A 17,016-nucleotide genomic window follows, 5' to 3' on the forward strand; every position below is an offset into this window, starting at 1 on the left:
TATCAGGCGGGCGGCCCCTCGCCCGCCTGCCCCGTACTTTGCGCAAGCCAATCTAAAAGCGTTTGGTCAAACTGCCCATAGATGGGAATTACGCACGTCTCACTGTTTGCATCCCGCCGTTTCACATGCAGCTTGACGTAACCAGGGCCGGGTTCGGTTGAGTAGCCCACGATCTCATCACGCGGGATACTTCCGCTACGCAAAGCTGCCCGAAAGCTCATATGGTCGACATGGAGTTCCAGGCAGCATTTCAGACGTCCGTAACTCATCCACCCAAAATAAACCCACAAAAGGGCAAACACACCAAGAACAGCCAACAATAGCATCGACACGTAACCGGTCGACAGGAAAAGGTATGCTGCAAACAGCAAAGCCAAAAGCCCGCATGCAAATGTTGCACACTCCTGAATCTTTTCCTGTCTGCTAGCCATGTAGGTTTGCAAAGGCCTGTCGCAGGGCAGATCTACTCCAGCCTGTTCAGGCCTTGAGTAGTTGGGGCTGCTACGGAGCCATGTATAAAAGGCCTCGTCAGCAGTACAGGGGAGCGGAATCTTGACGGAGTCTTTCACACCTCCGACCAGATACAGATACAAGTCCATATGCCCACCACGCGGGCGGATTGAATAGCCAATGATGCGCTCACGCTCAATGCAGGCGGATCGATAGCCTGTCTCAAATGACAGAAAGTCTTCCCCCAACTCCAGACGAAAAGCCAGAATGAAATAAGTAATGATCAGCGGATTCAGGGTCTGACCAATTAGTACAAACGTCACAAAAAAATCCGACAGTCCTGTGCCATGATGCATGTAGATGAACCAGGCAATCACAAACAGCGCTACAGGTATGATTACCCACGCCATACGCTTGTTTTTTGCCGCTGCCACATAAGTTAGAAGCGGTTGTGTCGCCCCGCTCTCACTTTTATCCGTGCACTCTGACACGAGCCTGATTCCCATTGGATGAACTCAAAGGGATTCTATCCGAATATAGCAAATACATTCCAAGAAGCTGTAACAAAATGGAGTGCGACAGTTCTGGCCTCTAATTCAGACTGAGCGATCCTTCCCAGCACAAAGACTCATTCTCAGGCGCAGCGTGGCCGCAGCCATAAAAGCAAAAGCCACCCGCAACACATATGCTTCGGGTAGCTTTTATGACTGTTGGTGGTGCTATTTGGTGGTCACGATCTTCATCACGGTTTCCAGATCGTTGGAATCTTTGATGAAGGCGTTGTAGGTCTTGACGGCTTGGGCTTCGATCCCGGTCATGGAAATCTGCGCATGCGCGATGATCGTCACGCCTGCTTTTTTGGCTGCGACCAATGCAGCCGCTTCCTGATCTTTCCACAGCTTGCCCATGTACTCGGTGCTCTCGCTTGCGGCCTGTTTCAGTATGTCCTGCTGCGCGGACGGCAGCTTGTCCCAGATTTTCTTTGACATCACCAACACATCGGGCATGAGCATGTGCTCATCCTGCATCAGATAGGGGGCGAGCTTGTGATGATCGGCCCCTACATAGTTAACAATGCCTCCTTCGGCACAATCAATCTCTCCGGCGCGAAAGGCGTCGGCCACCTTGTTGAAGGGAATTGAGACGGACGTGGCCCCCAGATTCAGGATCAAGGCTTCAAACACTTTGGATTGCAGAATGCGGATACGCAGCCCCGCAAAATCATCCCGGGAGCGCAAGGCTTTTTTGCAGTAGAAATCTCTGGCCCCGCTATCGAGGTACATGATGCGGACATATCCTGCGCGCAGCAATTCGTCATCAAGACGTTGCCCAAACGGCCCCTTGAGCACCTTCCACATGTGATCTGAGGAGCGGAACAAATAGGGCAGACTTGCCAGATCTGCCGCAGGTGCCTTGCCGGCAAAAGACCCCAGACTCACCCGCGCAAACGCCTGGCTACCCTCTACTACATGGCGCAAGGCATCTTGTTCGCCCCCTAACGCACCATCGGGCTTGACCACTACGGAAAGCTCACCTTTACTGCGCTGGGCCACCAGTTGTCCAAAATACTCGACGGTTCGGACCACCGGATGATTAGCATTCTGCTGGTCAGATGAAACCAACACGGTCGCGCCCTGCGAAGCTGCGCAGCAAAACACTCCCAGCCCGAAGAGCACTGTACGGGAACACGCAAAAACAGATCGCATATAGGCACCTTTATGCAAATTGCATTATAAATCCAACCATAAACCTGCAATTAATATGTAAAAAACTGTCACACACTTTCAAAGAAATTCTGGTGTGCATCCCACGCCAAAGCAAGCAAACCCGCCTGAGTTGAGCACTTACACTAATAAACACATCATAAATGGAAAAAGTGAGAAATTCATCACATGCAAAATTCGTCCTTTTGGGCACAAAATGTTAATCCCTCTCACCGTGCGGTTTTGCGCCTCAACCAGAAAAACAAATAACGTTTAATCACTAACCGTGTGTCGGCTCAACAACTTAGCGCGCCCAAACTCGCTATTGTGAGTACGTTTTTACCCCGCAACCCGCAGTTCAGGCTATTCGCCCAAGATTTCCCCCAATGAATCAAAGTTACCGAAAACTTCTGCTCATCAGCCTGACGGCCGCATGCGTTGTAGCGCTTGGCGTCTGGTTAAGCATGGACTACCGGAATTTCCTGAGCGATGAGCAGAACCAGGATACGCTTCACACCCAGATCACCAACCTTCACGCTGTGCAAGATGCCCACTATGGGCTGGAACTGGCCTACGCGACCGCAGTACAGGAAGGCGCAGGCAAAGCATTGGTGCAATACCGCCAAGCCCGGCAACGGTGGGAGGCTGCATTGCAGCTTGCCCTACAGAATCTGGAGGGAAGCCCGCAACTCCACCACACCCTGAACACACTGGCCGATGACGCACGGGTACGCATGGGGCGCGAGGCGCAGACACTTGAAACCATTCAGACTGGGGGGATTCCGGCAGAACCGCCCTCGTTTAGTGGCCTGGATGCCTATGCCCGGTTGGAAGCTACCTTGCAAACCCAGCACGAGCTATTGGATGCCCGCCTGGGGTCGAAAATCAGGCGGTTTTTCTACATCGCCATCGCACTGACACTGGTGTTGTTCAGCCTGCTGGGCACTGCGCTGTGCATCATGAATTTCGCCCGCCTGCGGGTGCGCACGCTGGAGCACAAGCTCAAGGAAGAAGCCACCCATAACGAGCAGACCGGCTTGGCCAATCGCCGTTACCTCAATGACTGGTTAAGGGCGCAAATATCGACGGCCTCCCGCATGGGGGATAGCTTCAATGTGATGCTTTTGAACCTGGATGGTTTAGACCAGATCAGCCAGACCTATGGCGAAGCGATGACGACCGAGTTCCTCAAGGCCACCGCCCAGAGGCTGGTCAGCAACTCCCGGGCGGGGGATTTCACTGCACACATAGGTAACAATGAGTTTGTGGTGATCTTCTCCTGCGAGCCAGACAGTCGAGAGGTAGGCCGCTTTGCCGAGCGCCTGATCCGGCACTTGAAAAAACCCATCGTCCCGGACCTTCCCGGCGGGCTGGTGACTGTCAGCATCGGTATGGCCAATTACCCGGCCGATGGGACAACCCCTGATACGCTGCTGGACGCTGCCAGCGTTGCGATGCAACAGGCCAAGCGTGCGGGCAATGCGGCCTACGCCTATAAGCTGGAAAGCAGACGCGAAGGTTTGCCTGGAGTGTGGGAAGTCAGCCGCTTCTAGCGGCCCGGATAGTCATCACGCGCCGGATTGTGAAGATGACTGTCCGTTCCCGCTGAACTTCAGGGAACACAATGTGGCGGGCTGTCACACCCGCCCCTACGCCCACCAAGATCACGGTAAGATCATGCATCGCTGCAAGATGCGCTTGCAGACAGTCTCCCCCACCACGAGGGCTGCGGCATGATCTTCGAACTGGATATGCGGACGGTGCATGAGTTTGGTATGGCCCTGCTGATCGGCGCCCTGGTCGGCATTGAGAGGGAGAAACGCAAGGCGCTCAAACAGGTTCCAACCTTTGCAGGCATCCGCACCTTCATACTGATTGCCGAAATCGGGGCGCTTTCTGCATGGCTCTCCATCCAGATGAGCATGCCCCTGATCTTCGGCGTGGCGCTGGCCGGATTGTTCGCTCAGGTCGCCGTGGCCTACGTGCTGGAAAAGCGGGCCAACACGAGTTCCGTCGGGCTCACCACCGAGTTTGCAGGTGTAGCTGTCTTCATGCTTGGCGCAGCCGTCATGTTCGGGCATGCCGCCATCGCCATCAGCTTGGCCGTGATCAATACCACCCTGCTGGCGTTCAAGGGTGAGTTGCACGGTGCGGTCAACAAACTGGGGCAGGACGATATCTACGCGGGGCTGAAACTGTTAATCGCCAGCTTTATCGTGCTGCCCTTGCTGCCAGATGCGCCCATTGACCCCTGGCACGCACTCAACCCCTACAAACTGTGGCTGCTGGTCATCCTGATCTCGGCATTGTCCCTGGTCGGCTACGTTGCCACCCGCTGGCTGGGCAGCGCACGTGGGGTCGCCATCACCGGTTTCAGTGGCGGGCTGGTCTCATCCACGGCAGTAACCCTCTCGATGGCACGCGAAAGCCGTGAAGGCGGCCATGAGGCAATGGGTACAACGTATGCCGCAGGCATCCTATTCGCCTGGGTGGTGATGTTCCTGCGCATCATCGTCATGATGCTGGTGCTCAGCCCCACCCTGCTGCGTCAGGCGCTCCCCGCCTTGGGCCTGATGCTGCTGATCAACCTGGGCTTTGCCTTGGGCTACTACCTGCACGGCCTGCGCACCCAACCGGGGGAGGTCAACGAAGTCCCCCTGACCAACCCCTTCAGCCTGTGGTCAGCCAGTAAGTTCGGCCTGCTCTTTGCCGTCGTGCTTCTGCTCGTCGCTGTGTCCCGGCAGGCGTTCTCAGCCAGCAGCGTGGTATGGGTGGGCGTGCTGGCGGGTTTGACAGACGTGGATGCCATCACCTTGTCGATGTCTGATTTCGGCAAGACGGCAGGCATGTCGAGCATCGCCATTCAGGCTATTGTCGCGGCGGTGTTGGCCAACACGGTGGTCAAGTGTGCGCTGGCAGTCGGGCTGGGCAGCAAGGGGCTGGGGCGCAGCATGATCCCGGCGTCAGTCGTCTTGCTGGTGGTCGGGGGTGGCAGTATGTTCATGGTCTAGGCCACACCGATCACGCCCCCCAGCCAGAAAGGCTATTTGGCGATTCCTGATTGGGCAGAATCAAGGCATTGTCCTACGCACTGATTCAGACTGGCGGTATCATCCCCATCTTGGAATTTCACCCTTGGTTTTGTGTTTATGTTCGATCAGCATCAGGACTCCACTCCGATTCTGGCCCGTGCAACGCTGAACTCCATGGCTGCGGCCGAGCATCAAGCGCTCTGGCTGATACGCGACATGGGGCACTTTGTCACCCGCAGTCTGGCGACTTCGGCCCTGACGCTGAGTCAGCACGACCTGAAAATGGCCTACAGCGCCGCAGTGGCAATGATCGAACGCGACGAGATGGAAGAGCTGGGGCGCCTGTTGAGCGATCTGCCCAACCTGATCGACTTCCTGCCGGATACGGAAGATGGCCTGAGCCTGCTCCACATAGCCGCACGCCAAGGCAGCCCGAACAGCATTGCGCTACTGGTGGAGCATGGGGCCTTGTTGGAACAGGGGTGCGGCACAAGCCAGAGCCCGGAAGAAGGCCCCTTGCCGGGCTGGACGCCCCTGCTGATTGCCGCGCGCAATCGCCGCGAAGATAACGCGCTGGAATTGTTGGACTGGGGCGCAGACCCTGCGCATGCCGACCCCATTAACGGTGACACCCCCTTGCACTGCGCCGCCTCGCTGGGTATGGAACGCCTTGCCCGGCGCCTGATCCTGACCGATGCGCCCTTGAACGCGCAGGCGACCTGGAGTTCATTTGACGACGAACTGGGACATTACACCGGCAACACCCCTCTTCATGTCGCCGCACTCGGCAACCAGCTCGACATGGCCTGGCTGCTGATCAAGGCAGGGGCAGAGCGTGATCTGGCCAAGGACGACCTGCGCAGCCCCCTGTTCTACGCGGCGGCACGAGGCCACACCGATGTGGTGGAGGTGCTGCTGGCCTCCGGCGCCAACCCCAATGCGCGTGAAGCCTCCACCGTGGGCAAGATCACCACGGACCTCACCCCACTGCATTACGCCGTACTCAATGGCCACACCCATACAGTGGCGATGCTCTTGTGTTATGGTGCCAACCCAACCCTGGTTGAGAGCAACAGCCGCGCCACTGCGCTAGACATGGCACGCCGCAATGACGACGCGCCAATAGTGGCCTTGCTGAACACGGCCATAAAGCGGGACTTTACCGAAGAAGTCTTCAGTGGAATGGATGGTCAGACCATCACCTGGCAGCGTCGCCACTATGTGGAGATGACCCCGTTCCTGGAAAATCTGCTCACCGAGTGCCCGGTCAATAGCCGTGGTCTGCTGGTACTCAGTGACTGGCTTGCGGAAGTGCTCGGCGCAGAAAATCGTGTGCACCTGGCCCGCGTCTATCGGGCGCTGCCCGGTGATCGCAAGCAGATGGAGAAGTGAATTGTTCAAGTGGCTCAGTAGTGACCGCCCCGCCCCCGAAGCCCTGGAGCTTGAGGAAAAACTGCGCCAACTCGAAGTTGTGGAAGAGCGCTACGCTGAAGTCCAGACCGAGTACGCAACACTGCAAAACGAATTGTCGGCCTTCAAGCTGCGCTATTGGCGCCGCGTGGGGCCGCTGTATGCGCGCCTGGATGAACTGCGTGCCGAAATTGCCCGTGAGCTGGCCCGTAGTGCCCCGCGTAACCCGATCCGCCAGCAAGCCGCTCGCGTTGCCGGTGCCCAGGCCAAAGCCAGTGCCGAAGCACTACACGAAGCAGAGGACGATGGCAACAGCGAGGAATTCACCACCAGTGAAGACCTCAAGCGCCTGTACCGCCAAGCCGCCCGACTGGTCCACCCTGATCGCGCCGATGACGACGAAGACCGCAACCTGCGCGACGACATCATGGCGCGCATCAATGCCGCCTATCGCAATAACAACGGGCTGGTGATCGAATCCTTGATTGAGGAATACCAGATGCGGGCGGAAACAGGTGAGGAAGATGCCGCTACACGGCTCATCCGCACCATCCGCACCATTGCTCGCATGCGCGAGCAAATCCGGGAGATTGAGGCGGCAACCATTACGCTGCGGGAGTCCGAGCTGTATCGCCTGCAAAAGATCGTACTAGAAGCCGAGGCCAAAGGCACCGATAAACTCTCCGAACTCGCCCGTGGCGTGGAGCGCCAGATTAGCGAAGCCCAGTTGCGCCTGGATCGCATCCGCAAGACAGCTGCCACCGCCGCCAACACCACGGATGAGCCGGTGCCCTCTGCGCGCCAGTCGCGCCGCCCTCCAGTCGAAGAAGCGGCGCCCCAGCCAAAAGACAGTGCGCAGCCAAAGCCCGAGCCCACCGAAGAAAGCGCGGAAGAGGACGATTCGCACGAAATTCATCGCCCTGCCCTGCGATATATCGCAGAGCAACTCTACGCCATGCGCCTGGGCTACGAGTATCGCCAAGCCCTTGACGGGGCCAGCGTGCGCCACTTGCGGGTGCCAGACTTCACCCTGCACGATGGCTCGGGCAACACCATCCTCTGGTTCCACTTGCCGGAGCTGGATGAGATACAGCGCGAACGTTGGCAGGCCGATCTGGCCCAGTACGCCAGCCTGGGTTATGAAATGGGCATCAACCTATTCATGACGCGGGATGAAGAAAACTCACGCTTCGACGAAATCCGCCTGCAAAAGATGGCGCGTTTCATCGCCACCCTGATCGGAAACTGAAGCCGTCACACCCAAAGGCATGGCTTTGGGTGTTCCGTTTTTAAATATCGAAACTTAGAAATGAAACTACTCCAGGAGGGCCACTGCCTTAACCTGCGCCCATACATCCTGCCCCACGGTCAGGACGAGCTGATCAGCAGAACGCCGGGTGATGCGTGCCAATAGCGTTGTACCACCTGCCTGCAAGGAGACCATGCATTGTGCCGGGTCTTCTGTCTCCCCGATCTCCATCACGCGACAAGCAAAACGATTTTGAATGCTGGAGGCATGATCACTGTTCAAGGCGATGGAAACGTCGCGGGCGAGAATGCGCACCCTCAATCGTTTGCCCTGCGTGAAGTTGCGTCGAGAAACAAAAATGTCCCCGCCTCCAAACCGTAGGCGGGTGAGGTGCCAGCGCTCGTCATGCCCGACCACCTCTGCCGATATGACCACGCTGGCCTCATGATCACGCGCCAAGGGCAGATCAAGGCGTGCCAGGGTCTCATCCAGAGGGCCACTGGCCAAAACTCTGCCATGTTCCAGCAGTACCAGTTGATCGGCCAGTCGCGCCGCCTCTTCGATCTGGTGCGTGACATACAACATGGGAATCTCCAGCTCGTCATGCAGGCGTTCCAGGTAGGGCAGTATCTCCTGCTTGCGCGCATGGTCCAGCGCCGAAAGCGGCTCATCCATCAGCAGCAGGCGCGGCCTGGTCAGCAAGGCCCGGGCAATCGCCACACGCTGCCGCTCCCCACCAGACAGCCCCTCAGGCTTGCGGGTGAGCAGGTGGTTGATCCCTAGTTGCCGTGATGCGGCCTGAACCTCATCCTCATTGATCCGCCCGCCTGCGCGGCGCATCCCGAAAGTCAGATTGCCATGCACATTCAGGTGCGGAAACAGGCTCGCTTCCTGAAAGACGTAGCCGATGGCGCGTTTCCAGGTCGGCAGGAAAACCCCTTGTGCTGTGTTCTGCCACACCTCCCCCTGTACCCGCAGGTATGCGTTTGTCGCCCGCTCCAGGCCCGCCACACAACGCAGCAGCGTTGTCTTGCCTGAGCCGGAATGCCCAAACAATACGCTGACCCCTTTGCCGGGCAAGCTCAGTTCGACATCCAGATCGAAACCTGCATACTGATGCGCCAGGCGCAGGACGATTGGCTCATCACCCATCACAGTCTCTTACTTTCTGAACGAACCCTGGGGGTTCAAGGTGTACAGCGCCAACAGAACGAAGAACGCAAACGCCACCATTCCCCCTGCCAGCCAATGGGCCTGAGTGTATTCCAGCGCCTCGACGTGATCGAATATCTGCACTGACACCACCCGCGTTCTATCCGGGATATTACCGCCGATCATCAACACCACGCCAAACTCACCCACTGTATGCGCAAACCCCAGGATCGCCCCGGTCAAAAAACCAGGGCGCGCGAGCGGCACCACAACCGACCAGAACCGATCCCAGGGAGAAGCCCGTAGCGTAGCGGCCACTTCCAGTGGCCGACGACCAATTGCCTCAATGGCGTTCTGCACCGGTTGCACCACGAAGGGCAGCGAATAGAAGGTAGAGGCCACTACCAGCCCGGTAAAGGTAAAGGGCAGCATTCCCAGCCCCAGCGCCTGAGTCAGCGCCCCGACGGGACCATGCGGCCCCATCAGCAGCAGCAGATAAAAACCCAGCACCGTAGGCGGCAACACCAATGGCATGGAAACCAGCGCACTGACCACTCCACGCAAGCGTGAGCGGGTATATGCCAACCACCATGCGATGGGGGTGCCCACAATCAGCAACAACACCGTCACCGTGGTAGCAAGGCGCACGGTCAGCCAAAGGGCTGACCAATCCTGCGGATCAAGCATCATTACCCTACTCAGAACTCATACCCGTAGGACTTGATCACCGCACGGGCCTTGTCGCCCTTCAGGTACTTGAGCAGCGCCTCGGCGGCCGGTTTGCCTGCCCCGTTGCTCAGCAGAATGGCGTCCTGGCGGATCGGCGTGTACTCGCTGGCTGGAACAATCCAGGCGGAGCCCGAAGTCAAGGCGCCGTCTTTCCACACCTGGGAAAGCGCCACAAAGCCCAACTCGGCATTCCCACTGGCGACGAACTGTTGCGCCTGGGAGATGTTCTCACCTTGTACGATCTTGCCATGCAGGCTATCAAACAACCCCAGCTTCTTGAGCACTTCGACCCCGGCTGCACCATAGGGCGCGGTCTTGGGGTTGGCCAGCGAGAGGTGTTCAAATCCGCCCTTTTTCAGCACATCCCCCTTGGCATCCACAAAACCTGGTTTGGCGCTCCACAGCACCAGTTTGCCAATTGCATAGGTATAGCGGCTCCCCTTTACGCCTGCGCCTTCGTTCTCCAGCTTGGCCGGGGTTTCATCATCGGCAGCAAGAAACACTTCAAAAGGCGCCCCATTCTTGATCTGGGCATAGAAAGCACCGGTTGCACCGGTGGAGATCAATACCTTGTTGCCCGTATCCTTTTCAAAATCAGCCGCAATCTTCTGGATCGGCGCGGTGAAGTTGGCCGCCACGGCAATCTTCACTTCGTCCGCCAGCACAGGGCTGGCCAAGCACGCAAAAACCAACAGGGAAAGCAGTTTTTTCATCACAAATTCCTTTCTGGTCAAAGAGTGAGCCCAATCGCCCGTTCAATCAAATGCCGAAAGCATCACGCTGGAAGCTTTGAAAATCGCACAGGCCCGGTAGCCTTCGCGCAAGCCAAGCTCCTTGAGCGCATCGCGGGTGATAATCGCGCTGACGGTGCGCCCGGCAGGCAGGCTCAGCACCACATCCACCGCCACCGGCCCTTCGTGGATGCGCACCACCTCACCCCACAACTGGTTGCGGGCAGACAGACGCATGCCCTCATCAGTCGACAGGATCACGGCAGAAGAATTGACCCAGGCGTGCAATTCACGCCCGATATTCAGGCGCATCTGTTCGGCCCCTTCACGCGAGACATGGGCCACGATTTCATTCTGGCCGTCAAAACGAATGCCCACTTCATAGGTCACATCGCCCGCGCGCAGACTCGTCACCGGGCCCACAAACTGGTTGCGCGCGCTTGTCGTCACCCCCACGCTACGCATCAGGCGGCGCAGGGATTGCGGATCATCGTCTCCCGCCTGGCCCAGACTTGCCGCTACCCGGTCCAGCGCCAACTGATATTCAGCCTCCATTGCGCGATACACCTTGACCACCTGGCGCCCATAATCAGTCAGCACGGTACCGCCACCGTGGCGGCCCCCCACTGCGCGCTCCACAAGCGCCTGATCAGCAAGGTTGTTCATCGCATCCACGGCATCCCACGCGGCCTTGTAAGAAAGGGGCACCTCCTTGGCCGCCTGGGAGATCGAACCACAGCGCTCAATCGCCTCCAGCAGACGAATGCGGGTATCGCCCAAAAAGCTGCCCGCCTCCAGATCCACGCCAAAACGCCCAATCATCCTGTTTGATTTCATACCGGCTTTCTTGTTATACAGACCCGCGTTATCTATATTCTTACACAGCGCTTTTATAAGCGGAATGTCTTTTTCACTGTTTTTTCGATTTGGCGCTGTGGTTGAAACATCTTGTACTGTTCTATTACATTGGTCATACCGCCGTTTGATCCCTTCTTCAATCACCAGGAAAGCGACCCCAAATGAAAATCAGCGCACGCAACACCTTCGAAGGCAAGATCAGTGCCTTGAATGTCGGCCCGGTCAGTGCCGAAGTCGAAATCATCACCCAAGGCGGCGACAAACTCATCGCCACCATCACCCAGGGCAGCGCACAGTCGCTGGGGCTGGCCGTTGGCAAGGAAGTCATCGCACTGATCAAGGCCTCGAATGTGATGGTCATGACCGATGGCAGCGGCGTCAAACTCTCCGCGCGTAACTGCCTGAGCGGCAAGGTCAAAAAGCTGGTCCCCGGCCCGGTCAGTGCAGAGGTGATCATTGCACTTCCTGGCGGCGCCGAGATTTTTGCCAGTGTCACCCGTGAGGCCACCGACGAACTTGGCCTCAAGGAAGGTTCCGTCGCCACTGCCGTGATCAAGGCATCCTCAGTGATCATCGGCATCAAGGCCTAAGCTGGCAAACAGCCATACGGCGCCCCACCCTCTGGGCGCGGTATGGCACAGTAATGGTGCATACGCTCAGCCGGAACCCGTGCCCCTAGGCAAATAAAACACAAACAATATGCCATAAAAATAGACGGCGTGGAGCCCCTGCCATATCAACGTGGCATCTGATCTGCAAAAGAGAAAAACGCCTGATGCTGCTGGCAATCATCACTACATGAAATCCGCCGGTGGATCAGCCAGCGCCCATCAATCAAACGCCAAGCCACCAGATGCTCCCAATAACTGGGGGCAAGGTAGTAGGCTTCGTCATCATCGGAACGCAGATCAGTCAGCACAAAGTAATGCTCGCAATAGCAGGGGCAATCCTCGTACTCATAGCCCAGAACACGCTCAGAGACGATTTCGTAATCCCGGAAATGCTCAAAGCTGATCGGCTCAACCACCTGATGCGCCCAATCCTTGGGCAGCAAAGCCCGCCAGGCGGGCTTCTTGTTCCAGTGGCGGCACGGGGTTCGCTCAACCCTGCCGCCCGTTTGTCCACATGCATCCCACATGTTCGCCACCTCGCTCCCCAGTCAATCACGGCTTTCGATATGTTAGTCAGTATATAGCGAATAACATGCCAATCGCGCTGGCAGGCGTTCTCAGGCAGGCACCAAGTGCACCTTCACGTCGCGGGGTGGCGCAAAATAAGGGGCGGAACTCACCAGGAAATCAGCCCCCGCCCGCGCATAGGCCAGGGCATTGCTGCGCGTCACCCCGCCGGCAGGCGCCAGCAAAGGGGCCAATCCTTTGGCCCGCAGGGCTTGGTGGCACGCTTGCAGGGCTTCGGGGCTGAAGCGTTCCAGTTGCAATACATCCGCCCCACATTCAGCCAACCACAAGGCCTCTGCCAGATTTTCGACTTCCGCCACCAGCTTCTTTTCAGGATTCTGCCGATGCAGTTGCGCGAGCAGTGCGGGCATGTCGGCTTTGTCGACAAACGCACGATGTTCGGGGAACAGCAGCAAGGTTTCCGACAATCCCAGCCGATGTGCAATCGCCCCACCTGCATGCACAGCCTTGATCGCCAAGGTCCGTGTGCCGGGCAGATTCTTGCGCGTGCACGCCAGGGGCAGATCGAAACCTGCCTCGTGCAAGTCATGCAGAATATCGGCCGCACAGGAAGCCATGCCAGACAGATACTCCATCAAAGTCTGCACAGTCTTCCAGGCACGGTGTAACCCGGCGGCATCGCCTTGTGCCCGCAAGACCTCAGCTTGCGCCGAGACGCGCTCACCCGAAGCAAGGCAAGTCAAGACGTGGCCTCCGCACAACTCAATCAGGCGCGCAGCCTCCTCGCTGCCACACAGACACATCGCCTGCCTTGCCGTCATCGTCAGCCGTGCAGGTCGACTGCCGATCCCCATGCCAGTGGTGGTCAAATCTCCATGTGGTACATCTTCAGCCAGTATGGCCAGCAAAGCTGAATCACTCAAACAGCATAGTTTCAAATCAATGCTCCGGACCAAAACAAATGGCGTAATCGCAACAATCCGCACAGCTTGGCGACTTGCAGATCGAGATTCCACTGCGTTGGCAGAGCTGGCGATAGAAGAACTTCTTCCACTTCATATCATTCACATTCTGCGCCGCCAGCCGGGGGAAACGCAAATTCAGGATCGCCGATAGTTCCCGGCGCGAAGGCAAGCCCATGTCTTGCCAAAGGTGGTTATTGCGCTGCGCGGCGGTTGAGATGGCACAAGCCAACCAGCGCCCCATGGCATCCTGCGGTTCAGCATATTCCCATAGCAATTCAAAGAGTTCATCGAACTCGTCAAAAGGCTCTGCAGCAAGGCTTTGCATCGGCGCCAGATCAAAACCCGTACCGCATAGCCCTGCCAAATACGCATAGTCGGCAACATCCACACCACGTAACAGGGGCTGAGCACCAATGCGCTGCCCCTCGGTCAGCACGCAACTCAGAACCAGTTGCTCCAGGGGCATGGTGGCCGCGCTCAAGCGTAACAACGAAGTATCAGGTGCATTCATGGGCTTACCTCCACCATCCGCTATGCAAGGAATGCACCCAATCACGCTCGTCTGGAGTCTCTCCCCTCAAAAAGCCTGTAGCAACAGGGGGGAAACACGGGAACATCTGCTTCATTGATAGGTGGAGCTTTGATGCCAAATAACACAATACGCGGCGCCGTTGTCGCAAACCCCACAGACACAGCACCGCCCCATCCATTCAAATCAACAACTTAAATCCGGCATGGCTCTTGATACAGGCAAAGTGAGATCACAATGGGGACTCTGCCGTGAAAGCCTCCGACATCGCAGCCTTGCAAAACGAACCCGCCTGCACCCACAACAAAGGGGAGAAATCAGGCTGTGCCCGCCCCAAGCCCGGCGCGACCGCAGGGGGCTGCACCTTTGATGGCGCCCAGATTGCCCTGCTGCCCATCGCGGATGTGGCCCATATCGTGCACGGCCCCATCGGCTGCTCAGGCAGTTCCTGGGATAATCGCGGCACACGCTCTTCCGGGCCGCAATTGTACCGCATCGGAATGACCACGGACCTGACCGAACAGGACGTGATCATGGGCCGGGGCGAAAAACGCCTGTTTCATGCCATCAAGCAAGCCATTGACGAACACACCCCTGCAGCGGTGTTTGTTTATGCCACATGCGTAACCGCCGTGATTGGCGATGATCTGGAAGCCGTTTGCCAAGCCGCACAGGCTCGCTGGGGGGTGCCGGTGGTGCCCGTCGACTGTGCCGGGTTCTATGGCACCAAGAATATGGGCAACCGGATTGCAGGCGAAACCATGCTGCGCCACGTGATCGGCACCCGTGAGCCGGAACCGGCATGCGCCCTCCCCGGCATCCGGACGCATGACATCAGCCTGATAGGTGAATACAACATCGCAGGCGAATTCTGGCATGTCGCGCCATTGTTCGATGAACTTGGGCTGCGTGTGCTGGCGAGCCTTTCCGGTGACGCACGCTATCATGAAATCCAGACCATGCACCGTGCCGAAGCCAGCATGGTGGTGTGTGCCAAAGCATTATTGAATGTTGCCCGCAAGCTCAAGGAACGCTGGGGCGTCCCATTCTTTGAAGGCAGCTTTTATGGCGTTGCTGATACTTCCCAGGCCCTGCGCGAATTTGCCCGCCTGCTCAATGACACGGACCTTGCCAACCGCACCGAAGCGCTCATCGCTCGCGAGGAAGCCGCCATCAACGCAGCACTTCAGCCCTGGCGGGAACGCCTCAAAGGGCGGCGCGTCCTGCTCTATACCGGCGGAGTAAAGTCCTGGTCCATCGTCTCGGCGCTGCAAGACCTGGGCATGGAGGTGGTCGCCACTGGCACCAAGAAATCCACCGCAGAAGACAAGGCGCGCATCCGTGACCTGATGGGCGATGACGCTATCATGATCGACGACGGTAGTCCCAAAGCACTGTTGGGCGCCTACAAGGACCTACGCGCAGACATCCTGATCGCGGGCGGACGCAACCTGTATACCGCGCTCAAGGCCCGCATCCCCTTCCTGGACATCAATCAGGAACGCGAGTTTGGCTACGCAGGCTATCGCGGCATGCTGGAACTGGCGCGGCAGCTTGCACTGAGCATCGAGAACCCGGTCTGGCAAGCCGTACGCAAACCCGCCCCGTGGGCGCAGAGCAATCTGATTGGCATTGCGGTGGAGGCTTGATATGGCACAGATCATCAAACGCAGCAAACCACTCTCGGTCAATCCGCTCAAGGCGAGTTCCACCTTGGGCGCCTCCCTGGCCTTCCTTGGCTTGCGCCGCTCGATTCCGATGATGCATGGCTCGCAGGGTTGCACCGCTTTTGGCAAAGTATTCTTCGTGCGCCACTTCCGTGAGCCGATTCCGCTGCAAACCACGGCGATGGACCAGATTGCCACCGTCATGAGTTCGGATGAGAACGTCGTGGAAGGCTTGCGCACGATCTGCGAAAAAAGCAAACCGGAGGTCATCGGGCTCCCTACCACGGGTCTGTCCGAGACACAGGGAACAGATATCTTCCGCCTGGTGCGCGAATTCCGGGCCAAGTACCCACAACACAATCATGTCTCCGTCATTCCGGTCAATACGCCGGATTTCACCGGCAGCCTGGAAAGTGGTTTTGCCCTGGCGCTTGAGGCCATGATTGAACATCTGGTCCCCATCTCCCAGCATGTTGGCCGCCGTCGTCGCCAAGTCAATGTGCTCACGAACGCTTCGCTCACCCCGGGTGACATGGAAGCCATCCGCGAGTGGTGTGAGGATTTCGGCCTGCGTGCCGTGCTGCTTCCAGATATAGGAGATTCGCTCGACGGCCACCTTGTAGAAGCCGAGCATACCTCATTGACATTGGGCGGCACCTCGCGCGAAGAAATTGCCGCGATGGGCGAATCAATCGCCACCCTGGTCATCGGTGCATCACTTCATCGCGCCGCCGATGCACTGCAACGCCGCACCGGCGTGCCCGATTACCGCTTCGACCACCTGATGGGGCTGGATGCCTGCGACAATTTTACGCAGACCCTGGCAACGATCTCCGCACGTGCCGTGCCGCTACGGGTTGAACGCCACCGCGCCCAATTGCAGGATGCGATGGTCGACAGCCACTTCATGACGGGTTTCTTGCGTGTGGGGCTCGCCGCAGAGCCCGATCTGCTTGCTGGCATGAGTGCGCTATTCACCGGAATGGGCTGTGAAATTGCGGCGGCGGTATCCCCCATCATGAGTGAAGCGCTCAAACAATTGCCGTGCGAGGCGGTGCAGATCGGTGATCTGCAAGACCTTGAACATGCCGTGATTAAAAATGACGTTCAATTGCTGGTCGGTAGCTCACATCTAGCCCAAAGTGCAGAGCGCTTCGGCCTGCCACTGCTACGTGCGGGCTTTCCGTTATATGACAGGGTGGGAGGCTTCGCCCGCCCCTGGGTGGGCTATCGCGCATCGCGCCAAGCCCTGTTTGACATTGCCAATCTCGTCTTGGAGCAACACCATGACATCCCTGCCTACCGTTCCGTCTTCTGGTCAGGCGGCCCCCGCGACCACGAAGACAACCGCCCCGCATCGTCGCGTGTCGCTGGCGTGGTCGGCCACTGACCCTGAACCGGG

Annotated in this window: 16 protein-coding genes; 7 read left to right on the plus strand and 9 right to left on the minus strand. The window is 58.0% G+C overall.

Translation table 11 applies throughout. The features are described from left to right. Positions 1-2 precede the first annotated feature (2 nt). Together B145_RS0119485 and dctP are read right to left on the minus strand one after the other, a co-directional pair. Entirely contained in the window at positions 3-860 is an 858-nt protein-coding gene (locus B145_RS0119485; RefSeq protein ID WP_018609629.1) for a hypothetical protein, read from the minus strand. Positions 861-1,169: 309 nt separating this feature from the next. Further along, positions 1,170-2,075 carry a TRAP transporter substrate-binding protein DctP gene (dctP, locus tag B145_RS0119490; RefSeq protein ID WP_245541892.1) on the minus strand — a complete coding sequence of 302 codons (906 nt, stop codon included), beginning with the start codon at positions 2,073-2,075 and terminating at the stop codon, positions 1,170-1,172. Positions 2,076-2,539: 464 nt separating this feature from the next. Between dctP and B145_RS0119495 the strand changes: the two genes are divergently transcribed. The 4 genes from B145_RS0119495 to B145_RS0119510 all read left to right on the plus strand — a co-directional run bounded on the left by B145_RS0119495 (position 2,540) and on the right by B145_RS0119510 (position 7,844). Then, a complete protein-coding gene (locus tag B145_RS0119495) occupies positions 2,540-3,706 on the plus strand; it encodes a GGDEF domain-containing protein (protein WP_083917822.1) in 1,167 nt (388 codons plus the stop codon). Between the two features lie 180 nt (positions 3,707-3,886). Next, positions 3,887-5,164: an MgtC/SapB family protein gene (locus B145_RS0119500; protein ID WP_018609632.1), complete on the plus strand. Its 1,278-nt coding sequence runs from the start codon at positions 3,887-3,889 to the stop codon at positions 5,162-5,164. Between the two features lie 138 nt (positions 5,165-5,302). Next, positions 5,303-6,577: an ankyrin repeat domain-containing protein gene (locus tag B145_RS27760; RefSeq protein ID WP_018609633.1), complete on the plus strand. Its 1,275-nt coding sequence runs from the start codon at positions 5,303-5,305 to the stop codon at positions 6,575-6,577. Between the two features lies 1 nt (position 6,578). Further along, positions 6,579-7,844, plus strand: a complete 1,266-nt coding sequence (locus tag B145_RS0119510; protein ID WP_018609634.1) for a J domain-containing protein — start codon at positions 6,579-6,581, stop codon at positions 7,842-7,844. 66 nt (positions 7,845-7,910) lie between these two features. Here the strand turns inward: B145_RS0119510 and modC are convergent, their stop codons facing one another. The 4 genes from modC to B145_RS0119530 are packed head-to-tail and all read right to left on the minus strand — an operon-like array spanning position 7,911 to position 11,293. Beyond that, complete coding sequence (gene modC, locus B145_RS0119515) at positions 7,911-8,996, minus strand: molybdenum ABC transporter ATP-binding protein (protein WP_018609635.1); 1,086 nt, start codon at positions 8,994-8,996, stop codon at positions 7,911-7,913. A 9-nt stretch (positions 8,997-9,005) separates the two neighbouring features. Then, on the minus strand, positions 9,006-9,686 hold the full coding sequence (gene modB / locus B145_RS0119520) for a molybdate ABC transporter permease subunit (RefSeq protein WP_018609636.1): 681 nt from the start codon (positions 9,684-9,686) through the stop codon (positions 9,006-9,008). A gap of 8 nt (positions 9,687-9,694) precedes the next feature. Next, positions 9,695-10,438 (minus strand): molybdate ABC transporter substrate-binding protein, encoded by a 744-nt coding sequence (modA, locus tag B145_RS0119525; protein WP_018609637.1) that lies wholly within the window; start codon positions 10,436-10,438, stop codon positions 9,695-9,697. Positions 10,439-10,480: 42 nt separating this feature from the next. Beyond that, positions 10,481-11,293 (minus strand): TOBE domain-containing protein, encoded by an 813-nt coding sequence (locus B145_RS0119530; RefSeq protein ID WP_026259309.1) that lies wholly within the window; start codon positions 11,291-11,293, stop codon positions 10,481-10,483. 182 nt (positions 11,294-11,475) lie between these two features. Here B145_RS0119530 and B145_RS0119535 point away from each other — a divergent pair, with 182 nt between their 5' ends. Continuing rightward, positions 11,476-11,904, plus strand: coding sequence for a TOBE domain-containing protein (locus tag B145_RS0119535; protein ID WP_018609639.1), 429 nt, complete (start codon positions 11,476-11,478; stop codon positions 11,902-11,904). 146 nt (positions 11,905-12,050) lie between these two features. Here B145_RS0119535 and B145_RS26385 read toward each other — a convergent pair whose 3' ends face one another. The 3 genes from B145_RS26385 to B145_RS27765 form a co-directional block, all read right to left on the minus strand. Further along, positions 12,051-12,452, minus strand: coding sequence for a hypothetical protein (locus tag B145_RS26385; RefSeq protein ID WP_051082629.1), 402 nt, complete (start codon positions 12,450-12,452; stop codon positions 12,051-12,053). A gap of 90 nt (positions 12,453-12,542) precedes the next feature. Then, positions 12,543-13,376, minus strand: a complete 834-nt coding sequence (modD, locus tag B145_RS0119545) for a ModD protein (RefSeq protein WP_018609641.1) — start codon at positions 13,374-13,376, stop codon at positions 12,543-12,545. Between the two features lie 16 nt (positions 13,377-13,392). Continuing rightward, on the minus strand, positions 13,393-13,929 hold the full coding sequence (locus B145_RS27765; protein WP_018609642.1) for a nitrogen fixation protein NifQ: 537 nt from the start codon (positions 13,927-13,929) through the stop codon (positions 13,393-13,395). 269 nt (positions 13,930-14,198) lie between these two features. Between B145_RS27765 and nifE the strand changes: the two genes are divergently transcribed. Both nifE and nifN read left to right on the plus strand, forming a co-directional pair. Then, positions 14,199-15,596 carry a nitrogenase iron-molybdenum cofactor biosynthesis protein NifE gene (nifE, locus tag B145_RS0119555; protein ID WP_018609643.1) on the plus strand — a complete coding sequence of 466 codons (1,398 nt, stop codon included), beginning with the start codon at positions 14,199-14,201 and terminating at the stop codon, positions 15,594-15,596. A gap of 1 nt (position 15,597) precedes the next feature. Beyond that, positions 15,598-17,004, plus strand: coding sequence for a nitrogenase iron-molybdenum cofactor biosynthesis protein NifN (gene nifN, locus B145_RS0119560; RefSeq protein WP_018609644.1), 1,407 nt, complete (start codon positions 15,598-15,600; stop codon positions 17,002-17,004). Positions 17,005-17,016 lie beyond the last annotated feature (12 nt).

The sequence above is a fragment of the Uliginosibacterium gangwonense DSM 18521 genome (assembly GCF_000373965.1).
Taxonomy (GTDB): Bacteria; Pseudomonadota; Gammaproteobacteria; order Burkholderiales; family Rhodocyclaceae; genus Uliginosibacterium; species Uliginosibacterium gangwonense.